Source organism: Methanobrevibacter boviskoreani JH1, from assembly GCF_000320505.1.
GTDB classification, from domain to species: domain Archaea; phylum Methanobacteriota; class Methanobacteria; order Methanobacteriales; family Methanobacteriaceae; genus Methanarmilla; species Methanarmilla boviskoreani.
Genome location: NZ_BAGX02000013.1, coordinates 56,220 through 77,742, shown reverse-complemented (window position 1 = coordinate 77,742; position 21,523 = coordinate 56,220). Strand labels below are relative to the sequence as shown.

20 protein-coding genes are annotated in these 21,523 nt (G+C 27.0%); 15 read left to right on the top strand and 5 right to left on the bottom strand.

The features are described from left to right. The first annotated feature begins 19 nt into the window (after window positions 1-19). From hisI to ON24_RS03000, 9 genes are all read left to right on the top strand, one after another. Entirely contained in the window at window positions 20-439 is a 420-nt protein-coding gene (hisI, locus tag ON24_RS03040) for a phosphoribosyl-AMP cyclohydrolase (RefSeq protein ID WP_040681919.1), read from the top strand. Between the two features lie 82 nt (window positions 440-521). Further along, a complete protein-coding gene (locus ON24_RS03035) occupies window positions 522-2,390 on the top strand; it encodes a PINc/VapC family ATPase (protein ID WP_050553540.1) in 1,869 nt (622 codons plus the stop codon). Between the two features lie 17 nt (window positions 2,391-2,407). Then, window positions 2,408-3,157, top strand: a complete 750-nt coding sequence (locus tag ON24_RS03030) for a sugar phosphate isomerase/epimerase family protein (RefSeq protein WP_040681918.1) — start codon at window positions 2,408-2,410, stop codon at window positions 3,155-3,157. A 207-nt stretch (window positions 3,158-3,364) separates the two neighbouring features. Next, a complete protein-coding gene (locus tag ON24_RS03025) occupies window positions 3,365-4,666 on the top strand; it encodes a phenylacetate--CoA ligase family protein (protein ID WP_040681917.1) in 1,302 nt (433 codons plus the stop codon). A 31-nt stretch (window positions 4,667-4,697) separates the two neighbouring features. Next, a complete protein-coding gene (locus tag ON24_RS03020; protein WP_198008284.1) occupies window positions 4,698-5,138 on the top strand; it encodes an ACT domain-containing protein in 441 nt (146 codons plus the stop codon). Window positions 5,139-5,400: 262 nt separating this feature from the next. Beyond that, the gene (locus tag ON24_RS03015; protein WP_016358383.1) at window positions 5,401-6,366 is read left to right on the top strand and encodes a zinc metalloprotease HtpX; all 966 of its coding nucleotides are present in this window, start codon (window positions 5,401-5,403) and stop codon (window positions 6,364-6,366) included. 263 nt (window positions 6,367-6,629) lie between these two features. Then, window positions 6,630-6,848 carry a hypothetical protein gene (locus ON24_RS03010; RefSeq protein WP_016358384.1) on the top strand — a complete coding sequence of 73 codons (219 nt, stop codon included), beginning with the start codon at window positions 6,630-6,632 and terminating at the stop codon, window positions 6,846-6,848. A 268-nt stretch (window positions 6,849-7,116) separates the two neighbouring features. Beyond that, on the top strand, window positions 7,117-8,037 hold the full coding sequence (locus ON24_RS03005) for an NAD(P)/FAD-dependent oxidoreductase (RefSeq protein ID WP_040681931.1): 921 nt from the start codon (window positions 7,117-7,119) through the stop codon (window positions 8,035-8,037). 263 nt (window positions 8,038-8,300) lie between these two features. After that, window positions 8,301-11,561, top strand: coding sequence for a DUF5814 domain-containing protein (locus tag ON24_RS03000; protein WP_040681916.1), 3,261 nt, complete (start codon window positions 8,301-8,303; stop codon window positions 11,559-11,561). 632 nt (window positions 11,562-12,193) lie between these two features. On the opposite strand, the gene ON24_RS02995 is transcribed toward ON24_RS03000, so the two are convergent. Beyond that, window positions 12,194-12,790, bottom strand: a complete 597-nt coding sequence (locus ON24_RS02995) for a YigZ family protein (protein WP_040681915.1) — start codon at window positions 12,788-12,790, stop codon at window positions 12,194-12,196. A 208-nt stretch (window positions 12,791-12,998) separates the two neighbouring features. On the opposite strand from ON24_RS02995, the gene ON24_RS02990 reads away from it, so the two are divergent. Both ON24_RS02990 and ON24_RS02985 read left to right on the top strand, forming a co-directional pair. Next, complete coding sequence (locus ON24_RS02990) at window positions 12,999-13,412, top strand: hypothetical protein (RefSeq protein WP_040681914.1); 414 nt, start codon at window positions 12,999-13,001, stop codon at window positions 13,410-13,412. Between the two features lie 50 nt (window positions 13,413-13,462). Further along, window positions 13,463-13,885, top strand: coding sequence for a hypothetical protein (locus ON24_RS02985; protein ID WP_040681913.1), 423 nt, complete (start codon window positions 13,463-13,465; stop codon window positions 13,883-13,885). A 469-nt stretch (window positions 13,886-14,354) separates the two neighbouring features. Here the strand turns inward: ON24_RS02985 and arfB are convergent, their stop codons facing one another. Both arfB and ON24_RS02975 read right to left on the bottom strand, forming a co-directional pair. Then, window positions 14,355-15,047 carry a 2-amino-5-formylamino-6-ribosylaminopyrimidin-4(3H)-one 5'-monophosphate deformylase gene (arfB, locus tag ON24_RS02980; protein ID WP_040681912.1) on the bottom strand — a complete coding sequence of 231 codons (693 nt, stop codon included), beginning with the start codon at window positions 15,045-15,047 and terminating at the stop codon, window positions 14,355-14,357. A 67-nt stretch (window positions 15,048-15,114) separates the two neighbouring features. Next, the gene (locus ON24_RS02975) at window positions 15,115-15,591 is read right to left on the bottom strand and encodes a DUF1947 domain-containing protein (RefSeq protein ID WP_040681911.1); all 477 of its coding nucleotides are present in this window, start codon (window positions 15,589-15,591) and stop codon (window positions 15,115-15,117) included. A gap of 419 nt (window positions 15,592-16,010) precedes the next feature. On the opposite strand from ON24_RS02975, the gene ON24_RS02970 reads away from it, so the two are divergent. Both ON24_RS02970 and ON24_RS02965 read left to right on the top strand, forming a co-directional pair. After that, on the top strand, window positions 16,011-16,244 hold the full coding sequence (locus ON24_RS02970; protein ID WP_016358392.1) for an LSm family protein: 234 nt from the start codon (window positions 16,011-16,013) through the stop codon (window positions 16,242-16,244). A gap of 112 nt (window positions 16,245-16,356) precedes the next feature. Next, window positions 16,357-16,542, top strand: a complete 186-nt coding sequence (locus ON24_RS02965; protein ID WP_016358393.1) for a 50S ribosomal protein L37e — start codon at window positions 16,357-16,359, stop codon at window positions 16,540-16,542. Between the two features lie 704 nt (window positions 16,543-17,246). Here ON24_RS02965 and ON24_RS02960 read toward each other — a convergent pair. After that, window positions 17,247-17,708: a hypothetical protein gene (locus tag ON24_RS02960; protein WP_040681910.1), complete on the bottom strand. Its 462-nt coding sequence runs from the start codon at window positions 17,706-17,708 to the stop codon at window positions 17,247-17,249. Between the two features lie 389 nt (window positions 17,709-18,097). On the opposite strand from ON24_RS02960, the gene rnc reads away from it, so the two are divergent. Then, window positions 18,098-18,766: a ribonuclease III gene (gene rnc, locus ON24_RS02955; RefSeq protein WP_040681909.1), complete on the top strand. Its 669-nt coding sequence runs from the start codon at window positions 18,098-18,100 to the stop codon at window positions 18,764-18,766. Between the two features lie 318 nt (window positions 18,767-19,084). Here the strand turns inward: rnc and metX are convergent, their stop codons facing one another. Next, window positions 19,085-20,557: a homoserine O-acetyltransferase MetX gene (gene metX / locus ON24_RS02950; protein WP_040681908.1), complete on the bottom strand. Its 1,473-nt coding sequence runs from the start codon at window positions 20,555-20,557 to the stop codon at window positions 19,085-19,087. A 235-nt stretch (window positions 20,558-20,792) separates the two neighbouring features. Between metX and ON24_RS02945 the strand changes: the two genes are divergently transcribed. Continuing rightward, on the top strand, window positions 20,793-21,251 hold the full coding sequence (locus tag ON24_RS02945; RefSeq protein ID WP_040681907.1) for a double zinc ribbon domain-containing protein: 459 nt from the start codon (window positions 20,793-20,795) through the stop codon (window positions 21,249-21,251). Window positions 21,252-21,523: the final 272 nt, after the last annotated feature.

Below are 21,523 nucleotides of genomic sequence, written 5' to 3'. Positions count from 1 at the left end.
TAAAATAAAATGTGATAAAATGGAATTAAACTTCAGACATGAGAAAAATGGTGAAAAATTAGTTATTGCTGTAGCTCAGGATTGGAAAACTAATGAGGTTTTGATGGTTGCATTTATGAATAGGCAAGCTGTTGAAGATACATTAAAAACTAAAAAAGCACATTATTATAGCACTTCCAGATCCCAGCAATGGATGAAAGGTGAAAGTTCTGGAAATATCCAGAAAGTCAAAGAGATATATGTGGATTGTGATGGCGATTCACTTCTTTTAAAAGTTGAGCAGATTGGTGCAGCATGTCATGAAGGTTATAAATCTTGTTTTTTTAGACAAATTAACAATTCAAAAGATGTTTATAAATTAGATGAAATCACCGATGATGATATTGAAATTATTCAGGACAGATTATTTAATCCGGAAGATATGTATGGAGATAATTAATTTAATTGTAGAAATGAAACTTATAAAGAATTATTTATTTTAAAATATTATTCTAATTTTAGCTATTTGAAAGGTAATTGAAATGAATACAGATTATGATTATGAAGATTCTGTTAGATTAGTACCAGATACAAGTGCAGTTATTGAAGGTATAATTACTAGAATTATTAAGGAAAAGAATTTAAATTATCCTGAAATTATTATTCCACAGGCAGTTGTAGCGGAACTTGAATATCAGGCCAATAAAAAACGACCTACTGGCTTTACAGGTTTAAATGAACTTAAAAAACTACAAGAAAAATGTGATAATGGTGATTTGTCTATTGATTTTGTAGGTCAACGTCCATCTAACTATGAAATATCCCTTGCTAAAACTGGAGAAATTGATGCCATGATTAGGGATGTTGCAAAGGAGAATTTTGCAACCTTAATTACCAGCGATATAATTCAATCAGAAAGTGCAAAAGCATTAGGTATACCAGTTGAATATTATAAACAGAAATCTAAAGCAGATATGAAGTTAACTATTGCTGATTATTTTGATGAGTTAACCATGTCAGTACATCTTAAGGAGAATGTTCCTCCAATGGCAAAAGTTGGAAAACCAGGACATATTAAACTGGTTGAGTTGGGTAGCACTCCAATGAAATACAGTCAACTTGAGGATATGGCTGAGGAGATTCTGGAAAAGGAAAGATACGATCCAAAGACCTATTTGGAAGCTGATATGGAGGGGGCAATGGTTGTACAATCTGGTGAATTGAGAATTTCTATAGCTATTCCTCCTTTTTCAGAGGCTATGGAAATTACTGCCGTAAGACCAGTTGCAAATGTTTCACTTGAGGATTATAATTTGTCTGATAAACTAATGGAAAAACTTAAAAATAGTTCTGAGGGTATCCTTATTTCCGGTTCTCCAGGAGCAGGTAAATCTACTTTTGCGCAGGCAATCGCAGAATTTTATAAGGATACTGGTAAAATCGTAAAAACAATGGAATCTCCAAGAGATTTACAAGTTTCCGATGAAATTACCCAATATGCTCCACTCGAAGGAGATATGGAAAAAACAGCTGATATATTACTTCTTGTAAGACCAGACTTTACAATATATGATGAACTTAGAAAGAGTTATGATTTTAAGATATTTGCAGATATGCGTCTTGCAGGTGTAGGTATGATTGGTGTAGTTCATGCAACCCGTCCAATTGATGGAATTCAAAGGATTGCCAATAGAATAGAGTTAGGTGTAATTCCATCCGTTGTTGATACGACTATCTATATCGAGGATGGTCAGGTTAAAACGGTTTATGAAAATAAACTTAAGATCAAAGTTCCAACAGGTATGGTGGAATCAGATCTTGCAAGACCTGTTATAGAGGTCCGTGATTTTGAAACTGGTGAGCTTAAAAATGAGATATACACATATGGTGAACAGACTATAGTAATGGATATGGATCTTATTGATGATTTCGGTGATGAGGATAGGGAGAAAACACCGGTTGAAAAGATTGCTGAGGCGGAAATTACACGTAGGATGAGGAAATATGCACCTCGTGCTAATATACTTGTAGAACTTGAGAGCATGGAAAGGGCCAATGTATATTTGAATGAGGAATATATTCCTAAGATTATTGGTAAGAATGGTAAACGTATTGCCGAGATTGAAAAGGATATTGGTATTAGTTTAGGTGTAGATCCGATTGAAAGCTTGATGAGTAATGAACCGTTTTTAGTAGAATATCATACTAATAAAAAACATATTATATTTGATTTTCCTCGTGAGGACATTGGTAAAAGTTTTGATTTAATGATAAATGGTCAATATTTATTTACCGCAACTGTTGGTAAACATGGTGAGGTAAAGATTAGAAAATCAATTAATGTTGGAAAACAGGTTTTGGATGCAATAGAATTTGGTTTTCCAATAACTGCTGTTTATAGAGATATATAATAAGATAGGTGTTAAAAATGAAGATTGGTGCATCAACTTTAGTAACTTTTAAAGATGGTTTAGAAAACGGTTTAGGATTTTATGAAGATAATGATATTGAATATGTAGAGCTATTACATGATTATCCATCAAGGGAAATGGATATTGAAGCTATCTTGTCCTTTGATTTAAAATATACAATTCACTCTCCAATTATAGATATGAATATTTCATCATTGAACCCTTCAATTAGGGAGGCCTCTATAAATGAGGTAAAATATTCCTTTGAAAAGGCTAATGAATTAGATGTAGATACAGTTGTAGTTCATCCAGGTAAAATACCGTTTTTAGGTCAAGGTTTGGAAGAGAAAATCAATCAGATTAATAAGGCATCCATGATTGAATTGGCTGAAACTGCTGATGAGCTAGGTGTAACTGCAGTATTTGAGAATATGCCTAATATTCCAGGTTTTACCTTTACAAGACTTGAAGAACTTACCGAATTTTTAGAAGAATATAATATGGCAATGTGTTTAGATATTGGTCATGCAAACACTAATGGTTATAAAGCGGAGGAAATGTATTCTCCATTAATTAAACATATTCACGTACATGATAATCTAGGTGATGATGACTCACATCTAGCTATTGGTGAGGGAACTGTTGATTTTGATACTTTAATTTCCTCATTTGAGGCAAATCATTATGATGGAATATATATGATTGAAGTAAATCAAAAGGAATCTATCATTAAAAGTCTAGAATATTTAAGAAACTTTAAATCTTAAATTTTTTACTTTTTTTATTATATTAAGTATTTTTTAATTTTTTTTATTAGATTAATATGCTATTTATATAGAAGTTAAATCAATTAGATAAGTATTTTATAGAAAAGAAAACATAAATATAATAGTTTATTATGTTTAAATATAATTGTTTTTTTAAACAGAAAAATTTTAAATTAAAATTTTAAGAAATTATGAAGGTTTTTAATAATGTTTTGGGATGAAAAAGCCGAATGTATGGAAAGAGACGAAATTAATGAAGTGCAACTTAAAAAATTACAGAATATTGTAAAATATGCATTTGATAATGTTCCATACTATCATAAAAAATATACTGAATGTGAAGTTTTTCCAGAGGATATAGAAACTTTAGAAGATATCAAAAAGCTTCCTTTCACTACAAAAACTGATTTAAGGGAGTCCTATCCCTTTGGAATGTTTGCTGTCGATAAGAAAGAAGTTATAGAAATTCACTCATCAAGTGGTACAACAGGTAAACCTGTAGTTGGGGGATACACCAGGAAAGACATTGATTATTGGTCTGAACTTATGGCTAGAGGTTTAACTGAATGGGGCATAACCGATGAGGATATAGTTCAAAACACCCATGGATATGGTTTATTTACTGGTGGTTTCGGTGTTCATTATGGGGCACAGAAGATTGGAGCTACAGTTGTACCAATTTCTACAGGTCAAACTCGTCGTCAGGTAGAACTTATGAACGATTTCGATACTACCTTGCTTGTTGTAACTCCTTCCTATGGTTTATATATTGGCGAAGTTGCAAAGGAAGAAGGTTTTGACCCTAGGGATTTTGGTCTTAAAGCTATTGCATTCGGTTCTGAGATGTGGACTGAGGAAATGAGAAAGAGATTGGAAGACACATTCGGTGTTCCTGCATATAATATTTACGGACTTACTGAAATGATGGGTCCAGGTATTGGTGTAGAATGTAAAGAGCAAAACGGTCTTCATATTGCAGAGGATTTCTATTATCCGGAAATTATTGACTCAAACACTGGTAAAAACTTAGCTGAAGGTGAAAAAGGAGAATTAGTTCTAACTAATCTTCAAAGAGAAGCTATGCCGATTATTAGATTTAGAACTAAAGATATTACAGCACTTCATTATGATAAATGTGACTGTGGAAGAACTTTCTGTAGAATGGAAAGAATCACTGGTAGAACCGATGATATGATTAAAGTCAAAGGTGTAGCAGTATTCCCATCACAAATTGAAAAGGCTTTACTTAAAGTTTCTGAAGTTGAACCTCATTATCAAGTTATTGTTACACGTCCAGGTTCTTTAGATGAAATCGAGGTAAAGGTTGAAACATCACCTGATCTTTTCTCCGATGATGTTACAGAAATGTTAGGTATTCAAAGAAAAATTGGGGAATATATCAAGAATGAGATTGGAATTAAAGTTAAAGTTACTTTAGTTGAACCAAAAAGTATCCCAAGAAGTGAAGCTAAAGCTGTAAGGGTTATTGATAAACGTAACTTTAATTAATTTAATTTTATTTATTTAAATTTATGAAGGAATTTCTATGGAAAAAGTAAAACAACTTTCAATATTTTTAACAAATCAAAAGGGTAGATTATATAAAGTATTAGATATTTTAGGTAAAAATGGTGTTAACATACGTGCATTATCACTAGCTGACACCTCTGAATTTGGTATTTTAAGACTCATTGTAGATGATCCTAATAAAGGTCAAAAAATTTTAGAGGATAATAATTATACTATTAAAATTTCAACAGCTATTGCAGTTGAATTAAATGATGTTCCTGGAGGATTATCTTCAATCTTAAAAATATTAAATGATAATGATATCAATTTAGATTATCTTTATGCATTTACTCATGAAAAAACAGATAATGCAATCTTGCTTTTATGTACTCATGATTTAGATTTACTTATTAAAGTGTTACATAAGGAAAATGTAAGGATTGTACCTTCAGATGAGGTTTATAATTTATAAAATTTTTAATTTTTTAATTTAATCTTTTTTTTTTAGATTTTATTTTTAATTCTGGTTCTATTTTTTTAAAGATAAGTATAATGTTTTATATATTTAGAAAGAATTAAATATTAGTATATTAAATTATTAATGGAATCGAAATGAATTTAATATTAAATTTATAAATTTAATTAAAATAGTCTTGGAATTGGATTTATAAATTTAATAATGTAATGTTGAATTTAAAAACTTTTAAAAATGTTAATTATTGAGATGATATAAAATGAAAGGTACATGGAAACTACACCTTAGAATGTGGCTTGCTTCTATTCTCATGTTTGTACTGTTATATGTAATTTTAAGCATTGTTGGTTTTGCATGTGGATTAGGTGGTAGTGTATTATTCTATCTTATTTTAACCTTGGCTATAACCTTTATACAATATTTAATTGGACCTAAAATGGTTGAAATGTCCATGAATGTACAAAGAGTTTCACCAGAAGAAGCTCCTGATTTACATCGTATGGTTGAAGAATTAGCTAATAATGCAGGACTTCCAAAACCTACTATTGGTATTGCTGAAACATCAATCCCAAATGCATTTGCATATGGTAGATCCCATAGGGATGGTCATATAGCAGTTACCAGAGGAATTTTAGGTCTTTTAACTTATGATGAACTTAAAGCTGTTTTAGGTCATGAAATGTCACATATTAAACATCATGATATGGCTATAACCACCATAATAAGTGTAGTTCCAACTATTTGTTATTATTTGGCTTGGAGTACTATATTTTCTAGTAACGATGATAACGCTGGTGCAATTATTGGAGTTATAGGTTTAATATTCTATTTCATTGGTCAATTACTTGTATTGCTTGTTTCAAGAATAAGGGAATATTATGCGGATCAGGGTAGTGTTGAACTTGGTTGTAAACCGGAACATTTGGCTACAGCATTATATAAGTTAGTTTATGGTTCAGCAGCATCACCTGAAGATGAGATTAAAAATGTTGAGGGTTCCAAAGCATTTTTCTTAAATGATGTATCACATGCAGAAAGAGACATTAATGAACTATCTCAAGTGGATTTAGATGGCGATGGTGTGTTAGGCTCTCAAGAGCTTAAAAATCTTAAAAATTCTAACATTAAAATATCTGCTGGTAGTAAATTTATGGAAATATTCTCAACCCACCCGGATATGTTAAAAAGGGTTAAAAGATTAGCTGAATTACAAGAAGATTATTAAATAGCATTTAAATGCTATTATTTATTTTTTTTATTCTATCTATTTAGTTTTTTCATGTTTTAATATATCTGTTTTTTTATGTACAAAATTATTATTTTTGTTTATAATGCTCTTATTTTGTTTATTATTTTTTTATAAAAATATTATAATTTAATCCAAATATTTATAATGTAATAAAAATATAAATAATATTAATTATATTTGAATAATTAAAATTAATTTAGTAATAAAATCAGGTATTTCTTTTAGTTTGGAGGATTTTAATGGTTAGTAAAGTTTTAGCAGCAGTTATATCATTCTTTTTACCAGGTGTTGGTCAAATTATACAAAATGAAAGTTTAAATGGATTATTGATTTTCATTTTAACAATTATAATATTCGGAATATTATATTATCTTTCTGCTTCATGGATTGCCGAGCTGGTTTGGTTTATTATTGGTCTTGTTTCTGCATATGATGCATATCAGTTACCTGCTAGATAAATTTACCTTTCCTTTTTTTAATTAGTCTATTTGCCCTTATTTTTTGGTTACTGAAATATTTTTAAAGTAAAATCTCTAATTTTCTCATGATTTATAATTCTTAAGTTTTTAAAATTTATCAGATAATCCTCATTTATATAATTCTATCTGAATAAATAATTTAATATATTAAAATCAATAATCTATAAAATAATTGAATTTAATTATATTAATAAATTAGATTATAGAGTTATAATTTGAGATTATTTAAATGCATGGAAGTTATATGATGGAAGAGTATGATTTGATTATTATTGGTGGAGGTCCTGCAGGTCTTTCAGCAGGAATATACTCTGGAAGGCAAAATTTAAAAACATTAATTATTGATAAAGATTTAATCGGTGGTCAGGCAAGGGAAATACCTTTAATTGAAAATTTTCCAGGTTGTCTGGATGAATCTGGATTAGAAATAATTGAAAGAACCGAAAAACAGGCAAAACAATATGTGGAAATACATGATATGGAAGGGGTTAACTCAGTTGGTAAGGATGACAATAATAACTTCATTGTAAAAACATCAAAAGAGGAATATCTTTCAAAGGCTTTAATATTAACAACAGGTTCCAAACATAAACAACTTAATGTTAAAGGTGAAAATGAACATCTTGGACGTGGTGTTTCATATTGCGCCACTTGTGATGGGATGTTCTTTAAAGGTAAGGATATAGCCATTGTTGGAGGAGGAAATACTGCGGTAACTAATGCCCTGTATTTAAATGATCTTGGATGTAATGTTACATTGATTCATAGGCGTGATGCTTTAAGGTGTGAGAAGATTCTTGAGGATAAGCTGAAAGAAGAGGATATTAATATTATATGGAATACTACCGTTGAAGAAATATTGGGGGATCCATTGGTAAGCCATATAAAACTTTTAAATAAGGATGGCACTGAATCCGAGATTGATGTTAATGGGATATTTATATCAATTGGTGACATTGCTTTAAATGAACTGGCTTTGTCTTTAAATGTAGATGTAGATAGTGAGGGAAACATCATAACCGATAAAGAGCAGAAAACTAATATTGATAGAGTTTATGCTGCAGGTGATGTAACCGGTGGTGTTAGGCAGTGGATTGTTGCTTCAGGTGAAGGCGCAGTTGCAGCTTTAAGTGCATATAAGGACTTATTAAATGCCGATTTAATTTAATTTAAATCATAAGTCTTTATTTAGTTTTCAACTATCTTATTATTTTGAATCTATTAATGGTTATTGTGTTTTCAATTTCCAGTTTCTTATAGATTAGTCTAACCTTATCTTAAATCGTTTTATATTCTAATCTATTTATTTTTATTTTATGTATAAAATTATTCTTGTTTTTAACTTTTTAATATGCAATACTTCTATTTTTATTTTTAATTTTTATCAATATACTAAATTTTATAAACAAAAAGAGTATAAAAATTAAATTAATGATAATTTTAAGAAAAAGTAAAAAATTGTGGGAAATGTATCCTATTGGACCTATTAAAGGAGCTTTAAACTCAAAAAGGACTCCTCACTTTATAGGAACTTTTAAATTAAAAAAAGATGAAAATGGAAAACTCAGTATTAGTAGGTTCATAATTAACATGAATATTAATGATAATTCAACATTATTTGAAAAATTCTATCCTCCACAGGAAGCAATTAGAATCTTGAGAAAACAAATTGTATTATTGGCAAATCATGATGGGGAAATGGAGGATTTTTTAGATTCAATTAATATAAACTATAGATTTACAAGAATATGTGATTATTGTACATTGGAAAATTATATTACTATTATTAACTCAGATTGTTCGTATAAATATCATAACCAGTATATATGTAAGGACTGCGCTGAGGATACAATTAAAAGGGAACTTAAACTTAGAGGATATGATAAAAAGGTATTTAGAAACTTCAAAAAAATCCTTGAAAAAACCAATGATTTGGAAACTGTTATTTCAATGTTATCTCCTAAATTTGATCCTTTGAGTCATCCCGATTTAACATTATATGATAAGGTTAAAGTAGATAATTCAAGAAAAATTCCAGAAATTGCAATGAGTAGGCTTAAGATACCTAAGGAATTTAAGGATATCTTAATAGATAATGGAAATACTAAGCTTCTTCCTGTTCAAATTTTATCAATAAAGGAAGGTCTTTTAAAGGGTGAAAATATTTTAGCAGTTTCCGCTACTGGTAGTGGAAAAACCTTGATTGGGGAAATTGCTGGTATACCACAAGCTCTTAATGATAAAAAATTTATATTTTTAACTCCTTTAGTTGCTCTTGCAAATCAGAAATACAGGGATTTTAAGAAAAAATACGAACCTTTGGGTTTAAAAGTTTCTATTAAAGTAGGTAGAAATAGGGTAAAAGCCAAAGGAGAATTAAGACTTCCAGATAAAAGTATTGCAGATTCTGATATAATTGTGGGAACCTATGAAGCATTGGATTATATGATTAGAAGTGGAAAAACTGATGAACTAAATAATCTTGGAGTGATTTTAATTGATGAAATCCATATGATTGATGATGAGGACAGGGGTACCCGTTTAAATGGATTAATAAAAAGGATTACCTATTTATATCCTAATGCACAGCTTATAGGATTATCTGCAACAGTTAAAAATCCAGAATACTTGGCAAGTAAATTTCACATGAATCTTGTACAATATAGCAATAGGCCGGTTCCACTTTTAAGACATTTAAGTTTTGTTAGAAATGAATCTGAAAAAAGGGATATTATGAGGAGACTTATTATATCCGAAAATCATAAAGTTTCTAAAAAAGGATATAAAGGTCAAACTATCATATTCACTAATTCTAGACGTAAAACGACTCAAATTGCCAAGTATTTAACAGATAAAAGAATTAAAGCTGCTGCTTACCATGCGGGATTATCCTATTATAAGAAGGAAAGGATAGAAAAGGATTTCGATAAGGGTAAATTGGAGGCAGTGGTTACAACTGCTGCTCTTGCTGCAGGTGTGGATTTTCCTGCAAGCCAGGTAATTTTCGATACGTTGATGATGGGTAATAAGTGGATATCTCCAAACGAGTTTTCCCAAATGCTTGGAAGGGCTGGACGTCCATCATATCATGACCGTGGTGTGGTGTATTTACTCCCCGAAATTGGTAAAAACTTTGACAATAATACCGAAGAGGCAGTGGCGTTAAACCTATTGGAAAGTGATAATGAGGATGTTGAAATTGTTTATGAGGAGGATGAACTTAAGGAACAAATTCTGGCCGATATCTCATCCACTGCTATTGAAACTAAAAAAGATTTAGATGATTTTTATAAGGATATAGATGTTCCCTCAGATCCTACATTTATTACTAGGGAATTGATTGATAAAGGATTAGTAAGTTATGAAAAAGGTCTTTTAAAGGTTACCAAATATGGAAAAGCTGTCACAATGAGCTTTTTATCTATAAACAATGCAGAAAAGATTAAGGAATCTATATTCAATATTAATTACTTTAAAGAATCAACTTATATTAAGAATAATATTGAGAAAATTCTTAATCCAAATAGCAGGTTCTTTAAGGATATTATTAATAAATCAATTAATAATGATAAGGAAAAGACAAATAAAATTTTTAAAATCATTGATAAAAAGGAGTTAAATCAGCTTAAGGTTAAAACTATTGCGATGGATTTGGAATTATTCGATAGTGCCTATCTGTCTCCAGTATTACAGAATCAAATTGCTAATAAGTTAAAGATTAATGTTTCCTCAAGGTTATTTGCAGAGTCTACATTGGATATAATATCCTCCGGTGATACATTAAATAAGTTAGATACCAAATTTCAGGATGCCTTAATTAGACTTCAATCCGATTTTTTAAGATGTGATTGTTTAGATAAACCTTTCTGTGATTGTCTTCAAAGAGGAATTTCCTATTTAATAATTAATGAAAGATTAAAAGGCGAGGATCCTATTAATATCTCAAAAACATTATATAAAAATTACCAAATACATACTTATCCTGGAGATATCTTCTCATGGTTAGACAATTATATTAAGAATTTGGATGCAGTTAAAAGAATTTCCCAGTCATTTGACGATAAAAAGTTAGTGAAACAGACTGAATATCTAATTAAACAGATTGAAAATCCTCACATTGAAGAGGCTAAATCTAAAAAACATCATAATAAAAATAAGTCCAAAAAGAAACACCACAAAAAATCTAAAAATAATAAATCCAAGGATAATCCAAATTTAAAAAAGTCAAAGGATATTAATAAAACTAAAAATGATGATGAAACACATTCCAAAAAATCTAAAAATAATAAAATACATTCTAAGAAATCTAAGGATAATGGTAAAACTAAGAGTAGGAATAAATCCCATTCTAAGGATCCTAAAGACAATAAAAATAGAAACAATAAAGCACATTCTAAGAATTCCAAAAATAATCATAAGAAGAGTAAGAATAATGATAAACACTCAGCTAATAAAAAACATAAATCAAAGATTTCCAATAATTTAAAGGATTCTTCAAATGCAAATAAAAACCCTAAACCAAATAATAGTCAGAATTCCAATAATTATAAATCTAAAAATATCAAAAAAGACTATAGTAATGTTAATAAATCCGAACAAGATAATAATACCAGTAAGGACAAAAACAAGAAAAATAAGAAAAATCAATCAAAAAGAAAAGTAATTAAGATTACAGGTACTTTAACTTTTTAATTATTAATTTTTTATTTGGTTTTTTAAACTGATTATTTTATCTAAAAATTAGGATAAATTTATAATTATTAAACATTATATATAATAATTGCAATTGCCCAAACAAATTAAATTTACTTAGAAAAATACTTTCAGTAAAGATCCGTATTTTTAGTTGTATTGGTAGATATTATCTATAAAGGACATATCTAATGAAAATAAATTCTTGGATTATATTTAATGAAATATTAATTATCTAATTGGACTTTTATTTAATAATATCTCTTGAATGTAATTCAATAAATCATAAATAATCTATTGTTTGTGATTTGTTTTTATTTAAATCTTAGCTTGATGATATAACTAAATAAATAGAGTCATCGTAAAAGCAAGTTTTAGGTATTTAACATATTATAAGCTTTAATTAGTTAAATTTATTGCTTTATCATTTAAGGATTATTATTTAAAAATACCTAATTAATTATTATTTATTATATATTTCCTAAAGGATTTTTTAAATAGAATCTGTTCTTTATATTTAATATTAACTATTGTGTGCTTTTTTTAATATATGAGGTTCCTACCAAATAAATATCCATAAAATGGTTTTAAATAGTTTTTTGTTAGTTTTAGTATTATTATTTAAAAATGATTTATATTTCCAAATAGTCTTTTTTTATTAAATCTATTTTTACATCGGATTGGAATTTCTCTTCAATATTACTTATAATATCTATTTGATTAGATGCAATTAAATAGGTGACCTGTACATTATAGTCTTTTTTAATTACCTTCAGATTATATTTTCTCAACTCGGAGTCAACTTCTTTAATATTTTTATAATCGAATATAGCTTCATAGATATTAAAAAGTTCCATATTAACAATTTCAGCTTCCTCAATCGCTTTTAAAATTGAATGTGAGTATGCTCTAACTAAACCTCCGGCACCTAATTTGATACCTCCAAAATATCTTGTAACTATCGCAACAATATTGCTTAGATCATTTTTTATAAGGACATTCATCATTGGTTTACCTGCAGTACCGCTAGGTTCTCCATTATCATCATAACCCTGTGAATCACTTACTATATATGCTGTGCAGTTATGGGTTGCATCTGAATATCTGGTGGAAACCTCTTCAATAATTTTTTTAACTTCTTTTTTATCTTTTGCAGGATACAGCCTTGCTATAAAATTTGACTTTTTAATATTTATTTGGGCTTCTACAGGTTTTTTAATTGTTTTCATAAATATCATTTAAAATTTTTATAGTTAAAGTTAAATAATTGGTTTTATCTATATTATTTACAGATATGTTTATATATTTTATAATAAAAATATTTAATTAACTTTGATTTAATTAAATATTAAAAAATATTAGGAAATAAATTTAATTAGACTATTTTTTAGGCAAAATTAAATTTATTCTAATATAAAATTATATTAGAGGTATATTATGGCTGATAAAAAAGCAGTTATATTGGTATTTTTAATAGTGGCAATTATCGGTTGTTTAATAGGTAGTGTTGCAGGTATGGCATCAGGTCCTATAAATTTAAATTTAACCAATGACAATAATACTACTTTATTGAATAATACTTCAGATGAGAATAATACGTCTTTAACTGATACTATTTCCAATCAACCTAGTCAGGATACCCAGCAAGTTTCCGAATCTTCAACTAGCTCTAGTCAACAGGATTCATCTTCATCTAGTAGCAGTGACAGTGATAATAATAACAATAACAATAACAATAATAATGGTCATAGTTCTGATGGTGGACAGAATAATGGAGGTAGTGATTCTGGAGGAAGTAGTTCAGGCGATTCTGACTCAGGATCATCTAGTTCTAATGGTAAAGGTAATTAATAATTAATTTAGGAGGTGTAATTATTCCAGAAAAGAAAGATATAGAGAATATGATAAAGTCTTTAGAAGAAGATCATGATGCAGGTTATATATCTGACGAGAAATATAAAGAGCTTTTTAATAGATATCAAAAGGTTTTAAGACAGTTAAATAAAGAAGAAGCTGATAATGAAATAAAAACTGAAGATAAAAAAGTTAATAAACCTATATCCAATCACGAACCTTCTATTGAAAAAAGTAGTAGTAATATTAATGTTAATAATATTAATAATCAGAAGAAAGAGGGGAATAAAAAAGTTAATAATGATTTATTAAATAATAAATTTGATATTGATAATTCTAATTATTACTCTAATGATTTAGAACCTAAACAAGATTTTATTACTAGATATGAAAGAGAAATTATGAGTGTTTTAGTTGCAGTTCTAATAATATTTATTATTCTAACAATTTATATTTTAATTGCAATGTAAATGTCTTATAACTTTTTCCAATTCTTTTTTTTTACAATGCTCTTTTTTTTAGTTTTTTTAATTTTTAATTGATTTTATGTTTTCCATATTATATACATTATAAAACTATTTTAATAGATTAAGTATTTCATTTAAAATTATTATAATAACAAGTCATTTTATTCATTGTAAAATTTTTAAATGATTTTAATTAATTATTCTTTGTTTTAAATACCTATTCCTATTTCTGGCTTATTTCTATAATAATAATTTTATTAATATAAAAATAGTTTTTTTAATTTATTTTTCCTTTTTAATCTAAATCTAAATTATTAAAATAGTATTTTTATTATATTTTTTTTAATCTAAGGAGTAATAGGGATTTTAATTAGTTATATAAAATTAGCATATTTAATTTATATCTTTTTTGATATATTGGTAAATAGAATTTTAAGAAAATAGTATTTAATTTATTAAAAAATGAAAAATCTTAGTAATCTAAGAGTTTTTCAGTGTCCAATAAAACAGAATTGATTGCAAGGGATAAAAGTTCTTTTCCATAATCCTCATCAAGATAAACTCCATTTTCCTCCACATCTTTTGCTCCTGCATCAATGCCAGGATCATTTTGACGAGCCTCTTTAAATGCATATAATCCAATTTCACTGTAAAGCTCTAAATTTCCCTGATTTTTAACTTGATTATCATCAAGGATATTTAATATTTTACCCATTGAAAGTTCACCGCTTCCACCATGAGGTCCTTCAGTTTCAATAAGTTTATTGTTAAATATAATATCCAATCCGGTTTGATTTTCAATATATTCTAAATTTTCTATAACTGGAGTGTTTCCTCCATGGCCATTTACAATAATAACCTTTTCAATGTGAAGATATTTTTTAGCTTCATTTAATATATCCCTTATATTAACTGTAAGTTCTTCAAGAGTATTATGTTCGCCATGATCTATCTCATCTAATTCATAAGAAGGATATATAACACCTAAAAATTTAGCTCCACTTAGAAGTGATGAATTGAATGCGACATAGGATGCTATCTTTGCATCTGTATCTATTGGTAGTGCAGGTCCATGATTTTCAAGATGTGAGCCTAAGGCAATAATACCAATTTTATGTATGTTCTTATCACGTACATTACCTGCATTATATCTTAATTCCACCATAATCTAACCTTTTATTACATACCTTTACTTGTTTTATATCTTAATTTAAATTTAGATGATTTGAAATTTAGATCTCTAAATTCCAAATATCATCACCAACAAAATGCAATGATTTAATTGCCTTTCCTTTTGAAGATTCAACCATTTCTGGTCCACTTATTAAACTTTCACCAATTGCAAGTGGTTTATGGTTATTGACGTCAACAATTACAACAACATCTCCAGGAACTATATCATCATCGGCCTCAACAATACCCGGACTCATAATATCTGCACCATTAGTTACAAATCTTACAGCACCCATATCCACTACAACTGTTTTGTTTTCAAGATCTTCATTAGCTAAAATTGCTTTTAATGTTGGATAAGGTTTATCATCAATCATGATTATGTATGGTTCACTATTAACTAAGATATAATTATATTCATCGGTTTCTAAAACTTCAACACTAGATTTATTATTTATTAAAGAACCATATTCTCCTAATTCTTGTTTAATTTCTTTGATTCTTTTTTTCTTCAAATAATATCTTTTTTTTAACATTCAAATTTAGCACCTACTAAATATCTTATAAATTTATATATAAATTTTAAAAGTTATATAATTATTTTTCTTTATTAAATATGTATTTAAGTGATTAATTTTTTGAATAAAAATTTTTTCTAATATATTTCTTAATTTAGAAAAAGTTTTTTATGTATAATTGTAATAATATAATATAATTTTTACTTATTTTTACTAAAAAACATAAAACATTTATATACTACTTTATACATAAATTAAATTGTTATTTTTACTAAAAATTTTTTCCATAGTTTTCTAATAAATCATTTTTAAACTATACTTTTAGTAATTGAAAAACATTGATTTTTAAATTTAGGGAAATTATAAGTTGATTTTGAAATTATAATTTTTCTTTAAGTATGAATCATAAATTAATTATAGTAATATAGGTGATTATCGTGAGCGGACAACAAAATGTTCAAAGACCACTTGACGCATTAGGAAAAGCAACAAACTCTCCTGTTTTGATCAAACTTAAAGGAGACAGAGAATTCAGAGGAATCTTAACTAGTTTTGATTTACACATGAATTTAGTTCTTAATGATGCAGAAGAATTAAAAGATGGACAAGTCGAAAGAAGATTAGGTACTGTCCTCATTAGAGGAGACAATATAGTATATATCTCCCCATAAGCGAAATATATTACTATCTATGTGTAAAATAATATTATATTAGCGATAGCTATATAATATTACATTTTTTCATTATATTCAATTTATTTTAACAATTTAGGAGGAATTAACAGTGAAAGGAACACCTACAATGGGTAAAAAGAATAAAAAAACCCATATAAGATGCAGAAGATGTGGAAGAAATACCTACCACTTACGTAAAAAAGTCTGTTCTTCTTGTGGATTTGGTAAATCTAAAAAAATGAGAAGTTACAACTGGCAAAACAAAAAATCAGTAACTGGTCAAAGATTAATTTAAATACTTATTTTATTTTAAATAAGTATAATCTTTAATTATTTAATTAAAGTCTTTTTTTATTCTAATTATCTTTACAACTAATTCTAATAGTTATCATTAATTAATATCTATTTTTCATTATTTTTTATTTTATAAAATTCCTATTTCTAAGGTCTATTTTTTTATTTTGGAATTTCTTAAAAGAAGTGTTATAGTTTTAATAAAATCCTTAATTTGGATCTATTTTAAAATATAATCTGTTTTTATATTAAATTAAAACAAGCCTTTAGTTATTTTAAAAATAATAGTATTCTTATTTTATCTATAAATTTTATATTGATATATATTTTTAATTTAATAAATTAATTTTATTTAAAAATAGTTTTATTTGTTAAAATATGCTTTATTTAATATTAAACATGTATTTCAAGTGTAAAACTAGTTATAAAGTATGGTGTATATTTTATTTTGTTTTATACATATGTTTCAAGTGTAAAATTAGTTATAACATATGAAGTATTTTTTGTTTAATGTTAAACATATGTTTCAAGTGTAAAATAGGTTATAATGTATAGTTTATAGTTTATTTAATCTTAAACATCTATTTCAAGTGTAAAAACTTAAATAAGGGATACATTAAACTTTATTTTATATTAAACTTAATTTTAAATTATTCTGATAAATTATTCTGATAATCATAAACTACAATCTCGTCAAGAGAATATTTATTGAAATTCTTTAATTTTTGATTCTAATTTTCTATTAACCTCTTCAAGTAATTGTAAATTTTTACCAGTTTTATTTAAAATCATAGAGATAATATAATCAGACTCATCTTCAACATAATTCTCATTTAATTCTTCAGCAATACTGTCCCATAAATCAACAGCCCAATTTTTACGGCCGTCGTATACTACATCTATTAAGGATAAGGTTCCATTCTGAACTCTAATTAATCTATAATCTGATTTAGGCTTAGATTTTTTACCTTCTTTATTACAGTCTAAATATAAGCCATTCTCTATTTCTTCAGAGTAGTCACCTGCTTTTACAAAATTACCTTCAATTGAATAACCATTAGTAACAGTTTTATCTAATCCGGTAACGTTTTTAAGCCATCCGCCTGTTGCTCTGAAATCTATAGAAGGATCTATATTTCTAAGTTCCCTAGACCAATTTAATAACATAATTTATCCTTTACCTTGATTTTTAAAAATATATTAAATAATTAAAGATTTAATTATTTAATAAAAAAATAATTAATGTAAATGAATTTTTACAAAAATTATTAATTCTCATCTTGAAAAAACATGAGAATTACCAATCGCAATAATAGGTTGGTTAATATATAATATCCCAATTTTCCAAGAGCATGTGAAAAGTAATTTATAAGTGTTTCATGAATAAATATATTAAAAATTTTATATTTTTTTAGAATTTCCTTAATAGGATTTTAAAGGATAATAGTTAATATTAAATATAATTATTAACTAATTTATAAATGAATTATATTAATTAACTTTCTTAATTAAGGAAACTTAATTAATCTAATTCTAACAAATATATAAGTGATTAAATGGAAGAATTGTTAGAAAAATTTGATATTGTTCCAAATAATATAGAAATATTTAAAGTAGCTTTTATACATGGGTCCTATTCTACTACTCATGGTTTAGACCATGATTATGAACGTTTGGAGTTTTTAGGTGATTCTGTATTAAATATGCTTGTTTCTGACTATATTTTTAATAAATATCCTTTACTTGAGGAAGGTAATTTAACCAAAATTATGGCAAATTATGTTTGTCAATCTGCATTAATTTATTATTCTAAACAATTAGGATTAGATAAACACATAAAAATCAATGTAGAAGAACACAACATAACTCAAAATGAAGTTTTATCTATTTCTGCAGATATCTTTGAATCCTTTTTAGGTGCTATCTATATAGATCAAGGAATTGATAAAGCAAGGGAATATCTGGAAAATAATATTTATCATTATATTGATGAGAATAAAATATTCTTTTATGATTATAAATCTATTATTAAGGAGTACGGTGACTCTGAAGAGGTTGAAGTCAACTATGAAACAGTTAAAGAATATGGAGTTCCTCATGATAAAACATTTATTATAAGAATTCTTGTTGATGGTAAACCTTGTGGACAAGGTAAAGGTAAAAATAAAAAAGAAGCAGAGCAACTTGCTGCTCAACAGGCTATTGAAAGATTAAATTTAAATTAAAATTTTCATTAATATTTTTAATTAAATATTAATATCTTTTTTTTAAACAATTTATATAACTATTGTTAAAATTTATAGATGAATTTTGATTTTTCATATTTTAAGAATATTGGATCATTCTTAATTATAGAAATAATTAACAAGTCTTTATTTAATTTTTTTTTAGATATATTTCTAGAAATAGTATTTTTATTTTTAAATAACAATAAATATAAATAGTCTTAAACATTGAAAAGAACTAGATATCTTATATTTTTAAATTCAAAGATATTTAATAAAAAATGAACATAAAAAAAGAAAAATTTAGGAAAATAAGGTTTAAAGATTACTTACTAAATGACTTATCTGATCTGTACTAATTAAACCTTCAACTTTAAAATCATCATTAATTACTGGTAAACAGGATATGTTATGTTCTTTCATTTTAAATGCTACATCTGCAATAGAATCTGATGATTTACAATATAAAACATCCTTTGTCATTACCTGCTTAAGACTATCGCAGTTTATCGCAATAGATTTTGATAAATCCCAAGATGTAATTATACCAACTAATTTATCTCCTTCTAAAACAGGTATATGTGTTGAATCATCTTTTAACATGATTGTAGCAGCATCTTTAAGACTTGCGTCACTTTGAATAGTTGCAATATCTTTTTCCATAAGATCCTCTACAACATTCTCTGATAAGAATTGGCTTACAATATAATTCAATTGACCTGATTCAATAAAGAATGCATCATGACCTTTCGTGGATTTTATCTCACTAAAGTTAACCTCAACATTGTTTGCTTGAAGTGCAGTTAAAATATCATTGATTTGTTCTGTAGGATATAACCAATCGGAATCTATTGAAATTAATTGGGTTTTAGCTTTAATGTTTTTAAGTCCATCTATTAGTGATCCTTTGTAAGATAAGTCAAAGTAATCAATAGCTTTGGTTACATATAAATAACTATTTGCGTCGAATCTTTTAACAAAGGTAGCACCCTGATGATGGAGATAGCTTTCAACCTGGAAATCAGGATCTGAATCAAAGTTATAACTTAATTCATTTTTATCCTGTAAGTCCCTTCCAAATTTCTCGTACATTGACTCCTCAGATAAATATGTGATATGTGCAATCATACGTGCTACTGATAAGCCTGCCTCCGGAGCTTTACTATCATAATAGTTTCCGTTATTCCAATTAGGATCCTTTACTATTGATTGTCTTGCAACCTCATTAAATGCAATTTGCTGAGGTGAGGTTCTTGCTGTAGTTGCAATAGCAATTATTTTTTTAACAAAATCAGGATAATCTACAGCCCATTGGAGAACCTGCATTCCTCCCATAGATCCCCCGATTACACAGAGTAATTGTTTAATTCCTAATGAATCAATTAATTTCTTCTCGGCATGAACCATATCTGAGATTGTAATAAATGGAAAATTAAGACCATACTCTTTACCGGTTTCAGGGTTGATTGATGCGGGACCTGTTGTTCCAGAACATCCTCCTAAAACATTAGATGCTATTACGAAATATTTATTGGTATCTAAAGCTTTACCTGGTCCTATTAATATTTCCCACCATCCCGGTTTTTTATCACCTTCATGCCATCCTGCTGCATGTGCATCTCCACTTAAAGCATGGCAAACTAAAATAGCATTATTTTTTTCTTTATTTAGTTCTCCATATGTTTCATATGCTATTGTAACATCTTTTAGGCTTTGGCCTGACTTGAGTTTCAATTCATCATGAATTGTATAATATTGTGTTTCTACAAGACCAATAGATTTTTTTTCCATTTTCATCCCTAATGTAATTCTTTTTTTTTAAATTGATTAATTATTAATATTATATATTTTCTATCTTATTTAATTAATATATATAAATATAAATTATATAATATAAATAACTATTGTTATAATATAATTTAAATATTATTTCATATAATAAAAAAGTGTTATAGGTGTATATAATATAAAAGAAATAATTTTATATGAGAATATTAAATATTTATCTAAATTAAAGGAGGCTTGAATGGTGAAGATTTGTCCTCAGTGTCATAGTGAAAATAAAGATGAAGCTAAATCTTGCATTAAATGTGGGTATACTTTTAGGGATGATGTACCATATTATCACAGGGTACAATTAAAATCTATTCGATGTCCTCAATGTCATAATGTTATAACAAATTTAAGTTATGGATTCTGTCCTAAATGTGGATTTGAATTTCAAAAAAAGGAGAAAAATGTAACTTATAACTATTTGGAAGTTATACCTAAATCCGAACATGAAAACTCAATAACTTTTGGATATATATTCTCAGTTTTCATACCAATAATAGGTCTTGTTTATGGAATATATAATTTTACAAGAAAAGGAGATGTTGAGGCTAAAAAAGCTGGTATTAATCAGATAATAATGTCTGTACTATTTCTAGTTATGGACATAACATATTTCTATTTCTTGTTTAATATGGGTTTATTTAAATTTTAATTATTTTAAATTAATTATTAAACCCTTTATGTAAAAATGCTATTTTTTTTAAACTATCCCTCTTATGGAATAAATTTAGTTTTTAATGAGATTTAATAAATAAAATTCAAAGTCATCAGCTTATTTTAAATATATTGTAGACAATCAGAATATACATTCTAGATTATTTTAATGGATTAAAGAAATAGTTGGTTTATTTTAGTTATCTTATGAATTAACTATAGAATAGTAAACTTATTTTAAATTAGTTTTGTATGAAAAAAAGTTATAAA